This window comes from Geobacillus sp. WSUCF1, from assembly GCF_000422025.1.
GTDB lineage: Bacteria > Bacillota > Bacilli > Bacillales > Anoxybacillaceae > Geobacillus > Geobacillus zalihae.
Genome location: NZ_ATCO01000132.1, coordinates 52,423 through 71,786 on the forward strand (window position 1 = coordinate 52,423; position 19,364 = coordinate 71,786).

At 54.3% G+C, this 19,364-nt stretch carries 12 protein-coding genes and 4 pseudogenes; 12 read left to right on the forward strand and 4 right to left on the reverse strand.

The window, feature by feature from the left end; translation table 11 throughout:
- Positions 1–3: 3 nt before the first annotated feature.
- From hutG to I656_RS03670, 5 genes and pseudogenes are all read left to right on the forward strand, one after another.
- The gene (hutG, locus tag I656_RS03690) at positions 4–972 is read left to right on the forward strand and encodes a formimidoylglutamase (RefSeq protein WP_020756095.1); all 969 of its coding nucleotides are present in this window, start codon (positions 4–6) and stop codon (positions 970–972) included.
- Between the two features lie 4 nt (positions 973–976).
- Positions 977–2,458, forward strand: a complete 1,482-nt coding sequence (locus tag I656_RS03685; protein WP_033006281.1) for a helix-turn-helix domain-containing protein — start codon at positions 977–979, stop codon at positions 2,456–2,458.
- Positions 2,459–2,626: 168 nt separating this feature from the next.
- The gene (hutU, locus tag I656_RS03680) at positions 2,627–4,282 is read left to right on the forward strand and encodes a urocanate hydratase (protein WP_021321288.1); all 1,656 of its coding nucleotides are present in this window, start codon (positions 2,627–2,629) and stop codon (positions 4,280–4,282) included.
- A 14-nt stretch (positions 4,283–4,296) separates the two neighbouring features.
- A complete protein-coding gene (hutI, locus tag I656_RS03675; RefSeq protein WP_020756097.1) occupies positions 4,297–5,571 on the forward strand; it encodes an imidazolonepropionase in 1,275 nt (424 codons plus the stop codon).
- A 98-nt stretch (positions 5,572–5,669) separates the two neighbouring features.
- Positions 5,670–6,752: pseudogene (locus tag I656_RS03670) on the forward strand (YjiH family protein); the annotation flags it as partial.
- Between the two features lie 82 nt (positions 6,753–6,834).
- Here I656_RS03670 and mscL read toward each other — a convergent pair.
- On the reverse strand, positions 6,835–7,230 hold the full coding sequence (gene mscL, locus I656_RS18165; RefSeq protein WP_015374498.1) for a large conductance mechanosensitive channel protein MscL: 396 nt from the start codon (positions 7,228–7,230) through the stop codon (positions 6,835–6,837).
- 149 nt (positions 7,231–7,379) lie between these two features.
- On the opposite strand from mscL, the pseudogene I656_RS03665 reads away from it, so the two are divergent.
- The 3 genes and pseudogenes from I656_RS03665 to I656_RS03655 all read left to right on the forward strand — a co-directional run bounded on the left by I656_RS03665 (position 7,380) and on the right by I656_RS03655 (position 10,631).
- Positions 7,380–8,602 (forward strand): annotated as a pseudogene (locus I656_RS03665) (YeeE/YedE family protein).
- A gap of 181 nt (positions 8,603–8,783) precedes the next feature.
- A complete protein-coding gene (locus I656_RS03660) occupies positions 8,784–9,725 on the forward strand; it encodes a carbohydrate kinase family protein (protein ID WP_033006283.1) in 942 nt (313 codons plus the stop codon).
- Positions 9,725–10,631 (forward strand): annotated as a pseudogene (locus I656_RS03655) (pseudouridine-5'-phosphate glycosidase). The gene I656_RS03660 and the pseudogene I656_RS03655 overlap by 1 nt, the downstream one beginning before the upstream one ends.
- Before the next feature lie 53 nt (positions 10,632–10,684).
- On the opposite strand, the gene I656_RS03650 reads toward I656_RS03655, so the two are convergent.
- On the reverse strand, positions 10,685–11,122 hold the full coding sequence (locus I656_RS03650) for a hypothetical protein (protein WP_021321283.1): 438 nt from the start codon (positions 11,120–11,122) through the stop codon (positions 10,685–10,687).
- A gap of 583 nt (positions 11,123–11,705) precedes the next feature.
- Between I656_RS03650 and I656_RS03645 the strand changes: the two genes are divergently transcribed.
- Together I656_RS03645 and I656_RS03640 are read left to right on the forward strand one after the other, a co-directional pair.
- Positions 11,706–12,866 (forward strand): ImmA/IrrE family metallo-endopeptidase, encoded by a 1,161-nt coding sequence (locus I656_RS03645; protein WP_033006286.1) that lies wholly within the window; start codon positions 11,706–11,708, stop codon positions 12,864–12,866.
- 13 nt (positions 12,867–12,879) lie between these two features.
- Positions 12,880–13,371 (forward strand): hypothetical protein, encoded by a 492-nt coding sequence (locus I656_RS03640; RefSeq protein WP_223810896.1) that lies wholly within the window; start codon positions 12,880–12,882, stop codon positions 13,369–13,371.
- A gap of 234 nt (positions 13,372–13,605) precedes the next feature.
- On the opposite strand, the gene I656_RS03635 is transcribed toward I656_RS03640, so the two are convergent.
- A complete protein-coding gene (locus I656_RS03635; RefSeq protein ID WP_033006288.1) occupies positions 13,606–14,373 on the reverse strand; it encodes a class III extradiol ring-cleavage dioxygenase in 768 nt (255 codons plus the stop codon).
- A 430-nt stretch (positions 14,374–14,803) separates the two neighbouring features.
- Here I656_RS03635 and I656_RS03630 point away from each other — a divergent pair, with 430 nt between their 5' ends.
- Both I656_RS03630 and I656_RS03625 read left to right on the forward strand, forming a co-directional pair.
- On the forward strand, positions 14,804–16,483 hold the full coding sequence (locus tag I656_RS03630; RefSeq protein ID WP_020756107.1) for an MrcB family domain-containing protein: 1,680 nt from the start codon (positions 14,804–14,806) through the stop codon (positions 16,481–16,483).
- Positions 16,452–18,995 (forward strand): restriction endonuclease-like protein, encoded by a 2,544-nt coding sequence (locus tag I656_RS03625; RefSeq protein ID WP_033006291.1) that lies wholly within the window; start codon positions 16,452–16,454, stop codon positions 18,993–18,995. The genes I656_RS03630 and I656_RS03625 overlap by 32 nt, the downstream gene beginning before the upstream one ends.
- A gap of 71 nt (positions 18,996–19,066) precedes the next feature.
- On the opposite strand, the pseudogene I656_RS03620 reads toward I656_RS03625, so the two are convergent.
- Positions 19,067–19,201 (reverse strand): annotated as a pseudogene (locus I656_RS03620) (IS982 family transposase); the annotation flags it as partial.
- Positions 19,202–19,364 lie beyond the last annotated feature (163 nt).

Consider the following 19,364-nt stretch of genomic DNA (forward strand, 5'->3'; position numbering starts at 1 on the left):
CTCATGTATCAACCGCCAGACGCCGGCCGTTGGACGGGACGGATTGACAGCGTGAGCGATGAGCAGGCGTTTCGTCTTCATCAGCGCATTCGCTTGCTCGATTTGTCGCGGCCATTGGAGACGGTGGAACGAGCGGCGGCATTCATCGGGTTTGCGTGCGACGAAGGAGTGCGCCGCAACCAAGGCCGCCAAGGGGCGAAAGAGGCGCCGGCCGCCGTCAAAGCGGCGCTGGCCCGGCTGCCTTGGCATCTTCCGGAAGGGGTCGTTGTCTATGACGCAGGCGATGTCGTTTGCGTCGATGAACGGCTCGAACAAAGCCAGACTGAACTTGGGAAGGCGGTCGCCCGCCTGCTGAAAAACGGGATGGCGTCTATCGTGATCGGCGGCGGCCATGAGACGGCGTACGGCCATTACTTGGGCGTTCGCGAAGCGCTCGGGCCCGAAGCCCGCCTTGGCATCCTCAACATTGACGCCCATTTCGACTTGCGCCCGTACGATGACGGGCCGACGTCCGGGACGATGTTTCGGCAAATATTGGATCAAGACGAACGGGTCCGTTACTTCTGCCTCGGCATTCAGCGGCTTGGCAACACGGCGGCGCTGTTTGCGGCGGCCGAGACGTACGGCTGCCGGTACATGCTTGAAGACGAGCTGACCGCAGGGCCGATCGAGGCCGCCTATGAACAAATCGAGGAATTTGCCGCTCATCACGATGCCGTGATGTTGACCATTTGCATGGACGCCATCAGCGCGGCTGCCGCGCCGGGGGTGAGCGCGCCGTCGCCGTTTGGACTCGCTCCGTCGCTAGTGCGCGCTCTCGTCCGCCGAATCGTTTCTCATCCGAAAACGATCAGCGTCGATCTTTGCGAAGTCAATCCACTCTGGGATGAAGGCGGAAAAACGGTGGCGTTGGCCGCCGCCTTTTGCATGGAAGCGCTCCTTCATTTTCGACGCTTGCAGCCAAGGCGGTGAGAACGTGAAATTGGTCATTGCCGAACGGGACGACAAGGAACGAGAAGCGATCCGCTGGCTCGTTTCCGCGTATTCCTTGCCGATTGAGCAAGTATATACGGCGGCTACGGTCGAGGAGATGATGGCGTTTCTTGAGCGGGAGGCGCCGGAGCTATTGTACGTCGAACTGGATATGATTCCGTATGAACGATGGCCGAAGGCGACATCCCACGTCCGCTTGTTTTGCCAACGCGTGATTGCCGCAACGGCCGAGGCGACGTTTGCGCGGGCGAAACAAGCCATCGACTGGCAATGCGTCGATTTGCTTGTGAAGCCGCTTGAGCCCGCCAAGCTGAAACAAGCGTTGAGGACGGCGGTTTCGCTTTCCTCCAACAGCCGCTCGAGCCTGACAGCGGGTTTTGACGGCCATGACGACTACCGCGCATTATTTTACGATGACCCCGCCGCAGCTTCCACCCATGTATGGCTTGTGCAGGCGGAACAGCCTGCCTTGTCTCGAGAAGTGATCCGCTTTTTAACGAGCTATCCGTTTCGCGGACGGGCGCGCGTATTGCCGCTCACCCATATGGCGGTTTGCCTGCTTCCCGATTTGCCGGGCGACGGGAAAGAAGAGGCGTGGAAGCTGCTGCGCGATTGGGAAGAGGAGCATCATGAGCCGCTCGCGGTTGTCGTGATGCCGCCTGATGGCCGGAGGACGGTGCGCGCGCAATACCAAGCGGCGCGCCGGTTGCTCGAGACGACGTTTTTCATTGGCTATCGCCAAGTGATCGCTCCCGCTTCGGAATACGAACAGTGGCGTGAGCTCGATCCGTTTTTGACGCCGGAGGAGCAGCGGCAATGGATCGAGATGCTCGAGCGGTTCGACCATGAAGGGGTGAAGCGATGGCTGCGGCGCGAATTCTCCCATTGGAAGCCGCCGTTTCCGAGCCCGGAGATGGTGCGGACGCGGCTGACGAGCATCTTGGCGCAAATCCGCCGGTTTATGAAAACATACGGCCTTGACCGCGGCGGAACCGAGCGGGAGTATATGCGCATTTTTCAAGACATTTTGTACAATCCCGTCTTGTATCGCATCGTTCAAGAATTGATTTTATTTTTATATCGATTGTTCCATGAGGCCAAGCAGGCCGCGGAAGACGCGCGCGTCGACGCCGTGGAGCGCGGCCTCCGCTATATGGAGGCGCATTTTCGCGATCCGTCGCTCACGCTTGAGCGGGTCGCGGCCGCCGCCGGGCGCAGCCCCGCGTATTTCAGCCATTTGTTGTCGAAAAAGCGCGGCGTGACGTTTCGCCAGTGGCTGACCAACCGGCGGCTTGAGGAAGCGAAACGGCTGCTTCGGCAGACGGATTTGTCGATTAAAGAAATCGCCGAACAAACCGGGTTTCGCACCGCCCATTATTTGATGCGCGTCTTTAAAGCCGAACTGAACCAGACGCCGACCGCCTACCGCGATGAACAACGGCTGAAACCGTCATCACCGCGGTAGGCGGTTTTTTCAAAAGAAATGAACATATATCAAAAGAAATGGATAGATGAAGCGAAAAGAAAAAAGAAATTTCAAAAAAAATGGATCATCTTGAAAAGACGAGAATCTATCTCCATCCTCTTGGCTTCCTTACAATAAAAAGCAAAGAGGAAAAAGGAGAGGATGACGATGGCAGAAAAACGGACCGTACGCCCGTTTGCGGGAACAGAGCGGCGGGCGAAAGGATGGATTCAAGAAGCGGCGTTGCGTATGTTAAACAACAATTTGCATCCCGATGTCGCCGAGCGGCCGGATGAGTTGATCGTCTACGGCGGCATCGGCAAGGCGGCGCGCAACTGGGAATGTTACGAGGCGATTGTGGACACCCTTCTTCGTTTAGAAAACGATGAAACGTTGCTCATTCAATCCGGCAAGCCGGTGGCGGTGTTTCGCACGCATCCGGACGCCCCTCGCGTGCTGATCGCCAACTCCAACCTCGTGCCCGCATGGGCGACGTGGGACCATTTCCACGAACTTGACAAAAAAGGGTTGATCATGTACGGACAAATGACGGCCGGGAGCTGGATTTACATCGGCAGCCAAGGGATCGTCCAAGGGACGTATGAAACGTTTGCCGAAGTGGCGCGCCAGCACTTTGGCGGCACGCTGGCCGGGACGATCACGCTAACCGCCGGCCTTGGCGGCATGGGCGGGGCGCAGCCGCTCGCCGTGACGATGAACGGCGGCGTCTGCCTCGCCATCGAAGTCGATCCGGCCCGCATCCAGCGCCGCATTGACACGAATTACTTGGATACGATGACCGACAGCCTAGACGCGGCGCTCGAGATGGCGAAACAAGCGAAGGAAGAGAAAAAAGCGCTGTCGATCGGCCTTGTCGGCAATGCGGCTGAAGTGTTGCCGCGTCTCGTCGAAATGGGCTTTGTTCCGGACGTCTTGACCGATCAAACGTCCGCCCACGATCCGTTAAACGGCTACATCCCGGCTGGCCTTACGCTTGATGAGGCCGCCGAACTCAGGGCGCGCGATCCGAAGCAGTACATCGCCCGTGCAAAACAGTCGATCGCCGCGCATGTTCGAGCGATGCTGGCGATGCAAAAGCAAGGGGCGGTGACGTTTGATTACGGCAACAACATCCGCCAAGTGGCAAAAGACGAAGGGGTGGACGACGCCTTTTCCTTCCCGGGTTTTGTGCCGGCCTACATCCGTCCGCTCTTTTGCGAAGGAAAAGGGCCGTTCCGCTGGGTGGCATTATCCGGCGACCCGGAAGACATTTATAAAACCGATGAAGTCATTTTGCGTGAATTCAGCGACAATGAGCGTCTTTGCCATTGGATTCGCATGGCGCAAAAACGCATTAAGTTCCAAGGGCTGCCGGCGCGCATTTGTTGGCTCGGCTACGGCGAGCGGGCGAAGTTCGGGAAAATCATCAACGACATGGTGGCCAAAGGCGAGCTGAAAGCGCCGATCGTCATCGGCCGCGATCATTTGGATTCGGGCTCCGTTGCTTCGCCGAACCGGGAGACGGAAGGAATGAAAGACGGAAGCGACGCCATCGCCGACTGGCCGATTTTAAACGCGCTGTTGAATGCGGTCGGCGGCGCAAGCTGGGTGTCGGTTCACCACGGCGGCGGCGTCGGCATGGGCTACTCCATTCACGCCGGCATGGTCATTGTCGCCGACGGCACGAAAGAGGCGGAAAAACGGCTGGAGCGCGTGTTGACGACCGACCCGGGGCTTGGTGTGGTCCGCCACGCCGACGCTGGGTATGAGCTCGCCATTCGGACAGCGAAAGAAAAAGGCATCGATATGCCGATGCTGAAGTAGAAAGGGGGATCCATATGCGCCCGCTTTTTGTCCGCCGCGCCCGCCAGCTCGTCACGCTGGCGGGAAGCTCCGCGGCTCCGCTTGTCAAGGAGAAGATGAGCGATCTTCACATCATCGAAAACGGCAGCGTCTGGATCGAACATGGCACGATCGTGGCGGTTGGTGCGGACGATGAACTGGCCCGCCAATTTGCCGATCGGCTCGCCGAAGCGGAAGTCATTGACGCTAAGGGCAAAACGGTGACGCCTGGGCTTGTCGATCCTCATACTCATCTCGTTTACGCCGGCAGCCGCGAACACGAATGGACGATGCGGCTCGGCGGGGCGACGTACATGGAAATCATGAACGCAGGCGGCGGCATTCATGCGACGACAAAAGCGACGCGCGAGGCGTCGGAAGAGATGTTGTATGAAGAAAGCAAGCGGCGGCTCGATCAGTTTTTGCTTCATGGGGTCACGACCGTCGAAGCAAAAAGCGGCTATGGTTTAAGCCTTGAGCACGAAATCAAGCAGCTTGAAGTCGCCAAGCGTCTCGATGACACCCACCCGGTCGATATCGTCTCCACGTTTCTTGGCGCTCATGCCGTTCCGCCGGAGTGGAAGCACGATCCGGATGAATACGTCCGCCTTGTCATCGACGAGATGATTCCCGAAGCGGCCCGCCTTGGGTTGGCCGAGTTCAACGATGTCTTTTGCGAGCGCGGCGTGTTTACGCCTGAACAAGCCCGCCTCATTTTGGAAGCAGGGAAAGCGCACGGCTTGACGCCGAAAATCCACGCCGATGAAATCGAGCCGTATGGCGGGGCGGAACTGGCAGCCGAAGTCGGCGCCATCTCCGCCGACCACCTGCTTCGGGCGTCGGACGAAGGAATCCGCCGCATGGCCGATCGTGGCGTCATCGGCGTCCTTTTGCCCGGCACCGCCTTTTTCTTAATGACAAAAGCCGCCGATGCCCGCCGTTTGATCGACGCCGGCGTTCCCGTCGCTTTGGCGACCGACTGCAACCCTGGTTCGTCGCCGACCGTCTCGCTGCCGCTTGTCATGACCTTGGCCTGCCTGCATATGCGCATGACCCCGGCCGAAGCCATCGCCGCCGCCACGATCAACGCCGCCCACGCCATCGGCCGCGCGCATCTTGTCGGCAGCCTCGAGCCGGGGAAGAAGGCGGATTTGGTCATGTTCAACGTTCCGAATTATGTGCAGATCATGTACCATTACGGAGTCAACCATGTTGAGACGGTGATCAAAGGCGGGGGGGTGGTGGTGAAAGAAGGCAAGGTGTGCATCTAAAAGGGAAACGTTCTTTCGTCGAAGCGTTTGGCGACCGGAAGCGGCTATGCTTCCGGCCGCGCAAGTTGGGGTAAAAAGGACAATGGGGGTGGAGAAAGATGAAAGCGGATACAAATATAGCGCCATCCGTGCCGACGCCAACGCCGGCCAGCGGGGCATGGAAGTTTTTCGTCTTTAGCGCCATCGGCATTTTCGTATTTTTCGTCCCGGTGTCCATCGGCGGCACATCATCGATTTTGCTCGATCATATTGTGACATGGATTCGCACCCAGTTTTCAGCACTTGTTCCTTATTATGCTCTGATCGTGATCGCTCTCGGTGCAATTTATCCATTTTATAAAAAAACGTGGAACAAAGATGCCGTAACAGTCGTTTTTTCGCTGCTGAAAGTTGTTGGGCTGATTACGGCTGTCATGTTGGTGTTTCGCATCGGTCCGTCATGGTTGTTTCAGCCGAATATAGGCCCGTTCTTATATGACAAGCTCGTCATTTCCGTCGGACTTCTTGTGCCGATTGGCTCCGTCTTTCTCGCCATGCTCGTTGGCTACGGGCTTTTAGAATTTGTCGGCGTATGGATGCAGCCGATCATGCGTCCGATTTGGAAAACGCCGGGCCGTTCGGCGATCGACGCCGTCGCCTCCTTTGTCGGCAGCTACTCGATCGGTCTATTGATCACCAATAAAGTGTTCAAAGAAGGCAAATACACCGTGAAAGAAGCAGCGATCATCGCTACCGGCTTTTCCACCGTATCGGTGACATTTATGGTCGTTGTCGCGAAAACATTGGGGCTCATGCCAATCTGGAACACGTATTTTTGGGTGACATTTCTCGTGACGTTTGCCGTTACAGCGCTTACCGCCCGGCTTTGGCCGCTGAGCCGCATGAGCGACGAGTATTACGACGGCAAAGGAGATCCCGAACAAAAAGTGACGGGAAGCTATATGAAGCAAGCTTGGTCCGAGGCGATGAAAGCGGTAGGACAGTCAAAAGGGATTGGGACAAACATATGGGAGAACTTGCGCGATGGCTTCATCATGACGATGGGCATTTTGCCTTCCATTATGTCAGTCGGACTGATCGGGCTGCTGCTCGCTGAATATACGCCGTTGTTTGACTGGTTGGGCTACCTGTTCTACCCATTCACCCTTCTGTTGCAAATCCCTGAACCGTTGTTGGCTGCGATTTTCAGGTTCGCCGCCATTCCATCAACCCGATTGAGAAGTTTCAGCGCCATGAAAGCCTGTCCACCTCCGAGACAGGCTTTCACAGCGTTTCCCGCTGCTGCTTTAACAAATCGCGAATTTCTGTCAATAGCTCCTCCTCTTTCGTCAGCGTCGGCGCGGTTTCCTTCACCTCTTCCTGCTTTTTCACCCGTTCATACAGCGTGTTGATCAATTTCACAAACAGGAAAATCGAAAACGCGATGATCAAAAAGTCGACGACCGTTTGGATAAACGCCCCATATTTCACTTCCGCTTTGCCGACTTTCCACGACAGGCCGCTGAAATTGATGCCTCCCAACAATAAGCCGACGAGCGGCATGATGATGTCATTGACGAGCGAAGACACGATTTTGCCAAATGCCCCGCCGATAATGACCCCGACGGCCAAGTCGATGACATTGCCGCGGACGGCGAATTTTTTAAACTCGTTCCACATGGTCATCTCCTTCCGAAGAAAATGTTCGTCTGCTATTATACCCGACCGGCCGCAACATTGAAACTTTTTAGTTTAAATCGTAGCAAATCAATTGGTTTTATAGTATTATAGAATACGTTCATCAACCAAAACAAAAGGGGGAACGCATCGTGGAAATGACCGCACAACAACGAGACGTTCGCGCGAAACAAGCAGCGAACGCCCCGAAAAATCCAACCGCATGGATCATTGCGGTCTCCTGTTTTGTGTTAATCGGCGGAGCACTGTTCTTATATAGCCGCGTGTCTTGGCAACAGGCGCTTTTGTACGTGCTGGGTGCGTTTGGCGGCTTTGTGCTTTATCAAGCCCATTTCGGTTTTACTTCGGCCTGGCGGAAATTCATTTTGTACCGTCAAGGGGAAGGCATTCGAGCACAGATGGTCATGATGGCGGTGGCAAGTGCGTTGTTTTTGCCGTTGCTGATAAAAGGATCGATATTCGGCCATTCCGTTGCTGGGAATGTGCATGAAGTCGGCATTGCTGTCATGATTGGTGCCTTTATTTTCGGGATCGGCATGCAGCTGGGTGACGGCTGCGCGTCCGGGACGCTGTACCATATTGGCGGCGGTGATACGAACGGTGTCGTCACCTTGATCGGGTTTATCGCTGGATCGGTCATTGCGACGACGCATTTTGATGTTTGGATGCGTATGCCGCACGTCGATCCGATTTCGCTTATTGCTTCGTTTGGTGCATGGGGCGGCTTTCTGCTGCAACTTGTTTTGCTGGCGGTTGTCTATTATGTCGTGACGGTGATGGAAAAGCGGCGCCACGGCAAGCTGTTGACGACACCGCTTGAACACCGCCACGGATGGAAAACCATTTACAAAGGCCCATGGTCATTGTTGGTTGGCGCGTTATTATTGGCGCTGATGAACGTGCTTGTTCTCATGTTCAAAGGTTCGCCGTGGGGCATTACATCCGCCTTCGCCTTGTGGGGAGCGAAGTTTGTCCAGCTGTTTGGTGTCGATCCGACGGCTTGGGCGTATTGGCAAGATGAGGCGAAACGGCAGGCGCTCGCCAATCCGCTCTACTACGATACAACGACGGTCATGGACATTAGCTTAATGTTCGGCGCCTTATTGGCGGCAGCGCTCGCGGGCCGCTATACGAAGCCCGTGCAATGGAAGCGTCCGACGCGCATGACGATCGGTGCGCTGATCGGCGGGCTGATGATGGGATACGCGCCCGGCTGGCGTTCGGCTGCAATATCGGCGCGTATTTCGGCGGCATTGCCTCGTTCAGCGCCCACGGCTGGGCATGGTTTGTCTTTGCTTTCCTCGGCAGCCTGATCGGCGTCAAACTGCGTCCGTATTGCGCGTACAAAAACTAAATGTCCGAAAGTCGGCATCCCGTCGTTTTGGCGGGGTGCTTTCTTTATGCAGGACGGCATATGGTACAATGGGCAGTGAGGCTTCGACAAGAGCAGCTGCCTGCTTGTTTGAAATCGTTTTCCTTGTTTTGGGAGAGCGGAAGGAGGACAGCGGTGTTCATTGGGAGAGGAGGGAAAAGGCATGCGGCAAACGGCCTCGATCGTCTGCATTGGCGGGGCGAACGTCGACCGAAAGGCGCGGTTGCTCACTCCGTTTCGGCTCGGCACGTCCCATCCCGTCACCACGACGCAAACCGCGGGTGGGGTGGCGAGAAACATCGCCGAAAACTTAGGACGGCTTGCTCAACCTGTTTCGCTCGTCAGCACCGTTGGCGATGATCGCGATGGACAGTGGCTCATTGACGTGACGAGCCGATATGTCAATACGAGCTTCATCATGCGAACGCCAAAAGCGAACACCGGGACGTATACAGCGGTGCTTGATGAACACGGCGAGATGGTTCTCGCCTTGGCGGATATGGCCATTTATGATACAGTGGGGGAAGAATGGCGAAAGCAACAATGGACTCGGCTCGGTCCGATTTCTGCAGTTGTGCTTGATACAAATTTCCCGGAGGATGTCATTCGTTCGGTGATTGCACAATGTCGCCAAGAGGACATCCCGCTTTGTGTTGTGACGGTGTCGGTTCCAAAAGTGAAGCGATTGCCCAGCGATTTGTCTGGTGTGACGTGGTTTGTCACGAATGAAGCGGAGGCGAAGGCATTTGTGGGAAAAGATGGGCATACGGGCGACATCATGAAAGCGATCCTTCACGCCGGCGCCCAGAACGTTGTCATCACCCGCGGCGCAAACGGCGTTGCGTACGCCGCCAAGCAAGGGGAAACAGGGACGCTCGCGGCGCCAAACGTAACAGTCACCGACGCCACCGGAGCGGGCGACGCCTTTGCGGCTGGATTTTTGTACGGCGTCTTAGGCGGACATACGGTGGAAGACGCCTGCCGCTTTGGGATGAGCAGCGCGGCGCTTACGCTGCAAACGGCCGAAACTGTGCATCCCGCTTTGAATGAACACCTGTTGCAAGCCGCCTATGAGCGGTATTTTCGCGAAGGGGGAACGAAGTGATGAATGATTTTCTCGTCTTTTCCGAAGAAGTCGCTCAAGCGAAGGCCGAAAAAAAAGCCGATTGTCGCTTTAGAATCAACGATCATCTCGCATGGCATGCCGTATCCGGAAAACGTGCAGACGGCGAAAGACGTCGAGCGGATCATCCGCGACCGCGGCGCCGTGCCGGCGACGATCGCGATCATCGATGGAAAGATTAAAATCGGGTTAACGGATGACGAACTTGAATTGTTAGGGACAAGCCGCGATGTAGAAAAAGTGAGCCGCCGCGACTTGCCGTATGTCGTCGCCATGAAGAAACACGGGGCGACGACCGTGGCGGGGACGATGATTTGCGCCCAGATGGCGGGCATCCGCGTATTTGCGACCGGCGGCATCGGCGGCGTGCACCGCGGCGCCGAACAGACGATGGACATCTCGGCTGACTTGCAGGAACTCTCGCGCACCAACGTCGCGGTCGTCTGCGCCGGGGCGAAATCAATTTTGGATTTAGGCTTGACGCTTGAATACCTCGAGACGCATGGCGTTCCGGTCATCGGCTATCAGACGGACGTCCTGCCGGCGTTCTATTCGCGGACGAGCCCGTTTCGCGTCGACTATCGCCTCGACAGCGCAGAAGAAATCGCTCAGTTCATCGAAACGAAATGGAAGCTTGGGTTAAACGGCGGTGTTGTGATCGCCAATCCTGTCCCAAAAGAAGAGGAGCTCGAGGAGTCGTATATCACCGCCATCATCGAACAAGCGCTTAAGGAAGCAGAAAAGCAGCACATCACCGGCAAAGCGGTCACCCCGTTTTTGCTTGACCGTGTGAAAACATTAACCGGAGGCAAAAGCTTGCAAGCAAACATCGCCTTAGTGAAAAACAACGCCGCCTTGGCGGCCGACCTTGCCCGAGAGCTTTCTTGATGCGAACGCCCCCGCCCTTCCATCAGGGCGGGGGCATGATGGCAGTGGAGGATTTATCGAGCGTGAAGCAAATGGCGGATTTTTCGATCGTGCTGGGCGATTTTGACGGAGTGGAAGTCGACCGTTTCTTGTGTTTCAACTAGTTCGACGCGGATGTGGCCGAGTTTCGCTTCGAGCCGTTCGAACCGTTCATTCACGGTGCGCTCCAACTGGGCGATCTGCCGCTCAAACCGTCCATCCATCTCCTCGATGCGTCCGTCCATTCCTTCCACACGTCCATTCATTCCTTCCATGCGCTTGTCCATGTCTTCGATGCGCTTGTCCATGTCTTCGATGCGTTTGTTCATCGTGTTCGTTTGTTCGCTCAACGCTTGGACTTGGCGTTGGAGCGAGTCGAATTTCTCATGGAGCGCTTCGAACTGCTTGCGCATATCGGACGCGTACAAATCCAGCACTTGCAAAATTTGCGCCAATATCGTTTTTTCTTCCACCCTCTTCACCTCCTTCCACTCTAGTATATCAAACAAGCGAGTTTGCGAGAAGGAACAACAGTTTCAAATCTGGCGGGATTTCGTTTATGATGGATAAAGGAGGGGCGCTGCTATGGCTGAAATGATCACGTATTCATCTTTTGCCACTGACTGGCTGCCGATCACCATCGTTGCGGCCGCTGTCGCTGTCAGTGTTTTCATTGGTATTCTTATTATAAAACAGAAATCGTGAACCCGTCGTGAGGCTAGCTGAACGTCGACGCCCAGCCGATACTACGGGCGAAATCGGCAGCGGGAAAAGTAGAAAAGTGCTGCGAAAAGCAAGTACACGTACTTTGGCTAAAAAAACAGCCTGCCTTCGCGCATGGAAGCGAGAGGCGGGCTTGTTGCTTAACAAAGACTTAAACCTATTTGAAAACGTTTACCAATAATGTACAATGCTTATTCCCAAAATGAATGGTAAAGTTGATTGATGCCAACCCGATATGGTATGTTAAAAGAAAAGGTTAATAAAAATTAACATTAATATCGGTTTATGACTCTATTTTGTGTTAAAAATAATTAACACAAAGGAGGTGTGATGATGGAGATTAAACAAACGATCGCGAAAAATCTAAATCGGGTCAAAAAAGAGATGGGGTTGAAGAATCAAGATTTAGCCGAATTGATGGGCGTGACGAGACAAACGATTGCCAAATATTTAAAAGGGGAACAAATTCCTGACAGTGCAAAATTATTTCTTCTGTCGCGACACTTGAATATCCCGATGAAGGATTTGATCGTTTCTTCAGACGATCAGCGTGAACCAATGTCTTCTTTCATGTTTCGCGCGGATAACCCTAAAGAAAACTTTCGTCTGATTGATCAAAATCAAGTGAATCGGATCATGGATGATTATTATGAGCTGCTTGCCTCTTTTGGAGAGGCTAGTGTTGCTTATTTGCCCCCGACGTATAAAGTAAAGCTCGTTGATCATGAGTTAACGGAGGAGCATAAAACCATTATTCGACAAGCAGCGGAACAAACGAGGAAAATGTTTGGCCTTGATCATGTGATCCCAAGCGATATTTATGCGGTTTTAGAGCGCCATGGTATACATGTCATCGCGTTGAAAACGATTGATAAAAAAATTGATGGTTTATCGGCTTACTCCGAGGAAAAAGGAGCTTTTATTTTCCTTAATGATCACGACGAAATACCTGAGGAACGAAAACGGTTCAGCGTCATTCACGAACTTGGCCATCTTATTTTTCATCGCGAGGAGTACCGAAGTGATCTTAGCTCTCTTACTTACAGCAGCGCAAGAAGGGAAATCAATGAAAAAGTCGCCACGTTGTTTGCAAGCTACTTTCTTATTCCTCGCGAACAGTTGCGGGAATATGCTTATTATTTTAAACGATATGTTACCCTTGAAACGATTATGGAGCTTAAGCGCCAATTTTTTGTCAGTGCTGAAGCCTTCATGAGGGCCTTATTGGATGAACAATACATTTCCGGAAGGACGTACGGCCATTTGCGAAAAACGTTGCGGGAGCAAGGATATAAAGAACAAGAACCCGCTCCAATCGAGTATATTCCCAAAAACCGCAAACTGACCTATTTTGTGAAACAGGCGTATTTTGAGGGGAGCATTACGATTAACAAAGTATGCGAAATCCTTGGATGCGATTTGCGGACTGCTAGAGAAATGGTCAAGGGATGGTATAAGGAGCATGGATGTTCAGAAAATACGGGGGCTTTATAAAAAGAGAGCGGTGGTGGACAACAATGTGTTAAACGATTTTTATGAGTTGGACAGGATGGATTTACTGACGAGAGTGTTTGGCCGAGTGTGTGTTCCCGAAAGTATTTTGTGGAATGAGACTCCTGACGATATCCGGACGGCTTTGCGACAAATCGATTACGAAACGGTCTCTTTGCATACGGAAGAGGGATACGGGCTCATGTATCAGCTGCTGACAGAATGGACAGGTTTAAGCGAATATGATGCAGAACTGATTGCCATTGCCGGTCAAGATATGATTGTATGCACATCGAATGAAAAAAGGATCATCAATGCATGTGAAAGTTATGGCATCGAATATACGGGAACTTTAGGAATTTTATGTTGCGCGTATGAGCGTCGGTTGATCGGACGGGAAGAATTCAAGGGATTGATTGACCGGTTGTTTTCCGATGAGTGCAGCTGCCACTTGCATCCGAGGTTGAAGAACCAAATTTATAAACAGTATCATTTGCAAGATGTGTAGCCGTGTTGAACAAGACTAGCGCCTTTTGCATTGAAATAGGGAACGGTCCTGTCTGGATGCGATTCAAGGACGGCCTTTCTTTGAGAACATTCCACGTCTTCCACCAAAAACTGGCCGCAAAGACCCATGTGGCAACGGGCAAACGTATAAAACGTGCTCCGGGCAGTAGCAACGCTGTTTTCGATCAAAGAAACAACCCGCCCCATGCGTTGAAGCAGGGAGCGGGCTTTCCGCTTAAAACGCCACCGCCATCAAGCTTAAGCTCCCATACTGGTACTCACGGAACAACACGCGCGGCGCCCCGCCGCGATCGCCGGCCCCGTAGGCGATCCAGTACGGCGCGAGATGCTCGGGCGTCGGCACGGCCTGCTTGGCGTACGGCGCTTTGTTCTCATACTCGAACACCTCTTCACTGTGGGCGGCTGATCGGCTGAGAAGCCAATCATCAAATGCGACGGCCCATTCGTCCGCCTCCGCATGCCCTTCCCAACGGAGCGCCATCAAATTGTGCACCGTCCCGCCGCTTCCGATGATCATCACGCCCTCATCCCGCAGCGGGCGCAGCGCTTCCCCGAGCTGCAACAATTGCTTCGGCGTCCACCACGGCACGACCGACGCCTGCACAACCGGAATATCCGCTTTCGGAAATAAGCGGTAGAGTAGCACCCACGAACCGTGATCCAACCCCCGGGTCCGATCGACGGCCACTTCCGCCACACCGCCTAGGCGCTCCCGCACGCGCTCCGCCCACTCGACCGACCCGCGCGCCGGATACACCACTTCATACAACTCGCGCGGAAATCCGGAAAAATCATAAATCATGTCATACGTCCCCTCAACCACCGAAACCGTCGGTTGGCGCGTCATCCAATGGGCGGTAAAGACGACGACCGCCTGCGGGCGAATTCCTTCCCCGAGTTTGCCCAAAAGCGCCGTGTACGCATTGTCTTCGATTGCCAACATCGGCGAACCGTGAGCGAGAAATAGGGCGGGGGGTCTCATCGTTCCATTCCTCCCTTGAACCATATTGACAAATCTGCTTGCGGCCTAATGCCGCCTCCAAACGATTCGCCGAAAAACGGCGCCGGAATTTCTCATCCCTAGTGTAGCATAAACATCTTTTGCTCTTCTATGCACTCGCTTTCCTAAACCGTGCGATGGAGGTTTGAATCTTCTCGTAGGCGTTTCTGTCTCCCTTACGATGAGGAGCTTTTCCTTGCCTCCCGCCATATTCATCGCCGCCCAAACCGATCGGGCGTTTGGGGAGAATGAAAGAGAGATATCACCAAGACGAATGTGCTCCTTCAACGCGCTTCTCCTCCGTGAATGCTCGAAAAAGTGGCTCTCCTACTAGTTAAGAGAGCTGATTTTTTAGTAGAATAGAAGAAAAATAGAAACGAAGAAAACATTTCGGCACGAAGGAGCTATTCTTATGTCATTGCACGATCTGTTCCGTGAAGTGATGGCCATCTACGAGCAAGACAAACAGGAAAAACTGTCGAAAGAGCGGCGGACGTTTCAGTTAGTGACGCGGGCGATTCCAGAGGCGTTGAAAGCGCTGCCGTTTCTGCCGCCTGACCGGTATATGGTGAAAGGGTCGGTCGGTCAAGGGAATTGGACCGACGTGCCGTGGGTGGCGGTGATGGACCAAGAAGTGACGGATTCAACGCAGCGCGGCTATTATATCGTCTACTTGTTCAGCGAAGATATGCGCCGTCTCTATTTGACGCTTGCCCAAGGAGTGACGGAGACGCCGAAAGACGAAATGGAGCGGGTGAAGCGCGGCATCCGCCAACTCATTCCTGCCGAAGAGCGCGTGCGGACCGATGATGACATCCGTCTTGGCGAAAGCAAACGGGCGAAAGACTACGAACGGTCGGTGGCGGCGTATATCGCCTATTCGTTTGACGATTTGCCGTCCGATGAACAACTCGCGCGCGACCTCGAAACGATGATCGATTATTACCGACAGTATGTAGAGCGAACAGAACCAATGACACCGCCCGAGCAGGCCTTTTCCTATCGGGAGGCGGTTGAGCATATTCATTCATACATATCCGCCAAAGGTTTTTATTACACAAAAGAGGAAGTGGCCAACCTCTTTCTTTCATTAAAAACGAAACCGTTTGTCATCTTATCCGGCATTTCCGGAACGGGGAAAACGAAAATCGTTCAATGGCTCGCCGAGAGCGTCGGCGCCACGGAAGACAACGGCCGCTTCGCCTTGATCCCCGTCCGCCCGGACTGGAACGACGGCTCCGATTTGCTTGGCTATGTCGACATTAAAGGCGAGTTCAAGCCTGGGCCGCTTGCGAACGTCATCATCGAAGCCGAGAACCATCCCGACAAACCGTATTTCGTCGTGTTGGACGAGATGAACCTCGCCCGCGTCGAGCATTACTTCAGCGATGTGCTGAGCGTCATGGAAAGCCGCCGCTGGGAAAATGGGCACATCACGTCGTCGCGGCTGCTGCCGCGAGAAACGGCGGGGCGCGACCTTTTTCTCCCGCCGAACGTCTACATCATCGGCACGGTCAACATGGACGAGACGACCCACCCCTTCAGCAAAAAAGTGCTCGACCGCGCGAACACGATCGAGTTCAACCGTGTCCGTCTCGACCATCTCGACTTTTTGCGCGATGTGCCGACCGTTGCACCCCAACCTGTCGGGCAGGAGCTGTTCGCGGCGCGGTATTTGCATTTGAAAGATGTGTACGCACGCTGCCCAGAGCTTGTTGAAACGGTGACGAAACAGCTCGTGGACATCAACCGCATCCTTGAGCCGCTCGGGGCGCATATCGGCTACCGCGTCCGCGATGAAATCTGCTTTTATCTTGCTTACAACGAAGAAGGAAAGCTGATGGAATTTGACAAGGCGTTCGACTATTGCCTCATGCAAAAAATGTTGCCGCGCCTTTCAGGAAGCGACGCGCGGCTCGAGCGGGCGCTCAAGCAGCTGTTTGTCCTTTGCGCCGGTTTTGAACCGGACGGGGACTACAGCGGTGCGCTTGATGTGTCGTACGCCCGCTATCCAAAAAGCGCGGAGAAAATTTGGCGCATGCTGCGGAGGTTGGAGGACGATGGCTTCACTTCGTTCTGGCTTGGGGCGTGACGACTATGAGCTCGTCCATATCGAAACGAAACAGCTCACGCTCGTAATCAAAGGAAAGCCGTACCACGAACAATACGAAGGGCTCAAGCAGTACCGCCGCCTCGATTTCCACGAGACGATGGAGTTTTTCGCAAGCGGCGAAGGGGTGCGAAACGTCAAGCTGTTTGACGTGGACGCGGGGGCGCTTGTCGACTGGTCGGGCGGCCACCGCCCGATTTTCTTTGAAAACGGCATCTATCAGCTGCTTGTCGTTCCGAAAACCGACCGGGTGCTCTCCTTTTACCATGAGTCGCCAGCGCTGAGAAACGCCATCAGCCGTGTTGACATCGGTGGACAGGCGGTGTTGATGGGAAATCTTCACTTCCCGAATGAAGTCGGGCTGTCGACGTTCGAAATCCGCGACGGCCACCGCTCCGTTTTGGACGTGACGATCGAAATTTTCCCGACGAAATTGACCTACAAACAAGACTACCAGCGGCTGCTTGATGAAGTGAGCGAAGAAATTTACAACTTGGCGTTTCACTTTATCAAGCGCACGTACCAGCGGGCGAAGGCGAAGCGCAGCGGCGCGCCGTCCCGAAGCGAATTTTTCCGGCTTATGGAGGCGCATATCGGCGATTTTTTGCAGGCCATTCGCCATATCGAGCGGCAGCCGCACCATCAACTGTCGACCGTCCATGTGAGGGTGCGCGGCGACCAGCTCGGCCGTTTGGATGCGGCAGGACGGAATGATTTGCGTAAGCGGCCGCATGTGTTCCGCGATGTCAAACGCGGCATCGACATTGGAAGTCGAACCGTCATGCCGCAATCGGGGCTCAAAGCGAAACAAGAACTGACGTACGACACGCTCGAAAACCGGTTCGTCAAATGGATGATGACGCGCCTTGTCGAGAAGCTGCGCGATTTGTTCGAACACGTGCAAGGGAAACAAAAGCGGTACGAAACAGAACCGGATCCGGATTTGCTGGAGCGCATCCAATCGATGATCCGCGCGCTCGAAACTCGGCTTCGTCACTCCTTTTGGCGGCCGATCGGGCGGCTTGACCGCTCTGTTGCGAGCCTCGTCCTGCAAATGGCGCCTGGCTACCGCGACGCCTATCAGCTGTTTCTCCTCATCACCCGCGGCCTCGCCTTGCAGGGAACGCTGTACCGAATGTCCGTCAAAGACGTGGCGACGCTGTACGAGTATTGGACGTTTCTAAAACTCGGGCAACTTCTCGGGAAAAAATACAGACTCATCAGTCAAAACGTCATCCAAGTGAACCGCTTGGGGCTGTTCGTCCATCTCGACAAAACCCGCTCCGCCAAGCAAGTGTACGAACATCCGCACACGGGCGAGCGAATCACGCTCACGTACCAGCTGTACGAAGGGAGGCTGCCGACCGTCCCGCAAATGCCCGACACGGTTTTGGCGATTGAAAAGAAGGGAAAAGACTATACGTTCAACTACATTTTCGATGCCAAATACCGCCTTGATTTCGCCGTTTCCGGCAGCGCGTATGAAAAACGGTACGGAATGCCGGGCCCGATGGAAGACGACATCAACACGATGCACCGCTACCGCGATTCGCTTGTCGCCCGCCGCGGCGGCCCATACGAGCGCACCGCCTTTGGCGCCTACGTGCTGTTCCCGTGGCATGACGAAGACAGCTACCAAGCGCACCCGCTGTACAAAAGCATCAACGACGTCAACATCGGCGGCCTGCCGTTTTTGCCGAACGCCACCCGCCTGGTCGAGCAGTTCATCGAGCGGTTGATCGAAAACAATCCTGAAGAACTGCAACAAGAAGGCATCCTGCCGCAAGGGATCATCGAAGAATGGCGGTCGGCATTCGACGAGCATGTGCTTGTCGGCATGGTGCCAAGCGCGCGGCATTACGAAGCCTACGTGAAGCACCGCTTCTACCACATCCCAGTCAAGCAGCTGAAAAAAGGCTGGCAAAACGCGCGCTACATCGCCCTTTACCCGAAACAAGGAGCCGCCCCGCAAAACGGGGTCACGTGCTTTGGCAAAATCACCGCCGTGAACATCGTCAAACGCTCGGCCATCGCCGAACTGCCAAAACGAAGCGATGAGGAATACGTTCGCTTCGAAGTCGAAAGCTGGAACTTTCTCCAAAACGTCATCCGTCCCGTCGGCTACGGCATCGCCGTCTATGCGATGACGACGTTCAACATGCTCAAACAGGCGAAAGAACTGCCGGAACTGTTCATGAAATCAAGCGACGAAATCGTCCTTTGGCGCATCCTGCGGCGGCTGTCCGACCGCATCCGCTTCGACCTTGACGCCCGCTACTTGGATCAGGCGTCCAAAATCACCGCATACCGCGTCAAAAACGTGTCCATCCGCCTGGAAAGCGGCCGTCTCATCATCACAAACGGCGCAAAGCACAAAACAATCCCCGCCGACCTGCTCCGCAGGCAGCCGTCGGCCGTGTTTCGCGAAGTGGTGGGGATGATGGGGGAGGGGTGCGACCAGAAAATGAACCTTGAAAAGTCAACTTTGCGATGACATTGCACACCTCAAGCATTGTAGCATTTCCTCTGGGCGTTTATGAATATCGCTTTTACGGAAGCAAACGTTTTGACCAAGTGACGGTTGCGGCGATGAAGATACATTTGAATCAACGACAGTTGGGCAGAAACAAAACAGAAAATAGCGGCATATTGTTTTTGAAGTTTGGCTGGATCTGTAGTAAAATGAAAGTGCTCTTGCATGGGGGATCTCTCCTTTCGAATGTTGGGTGACACTTTCATTCTACTGGAGATCTGCCAGCAAGGGCTATTTTTATACTTGTCTGAGTTTTATCTAGCACCACGGGTTCAACTTGTTTGTCGAGTAATGTTGAATTTTTAGTAGCGATTCTTCTTGACTTTTTTT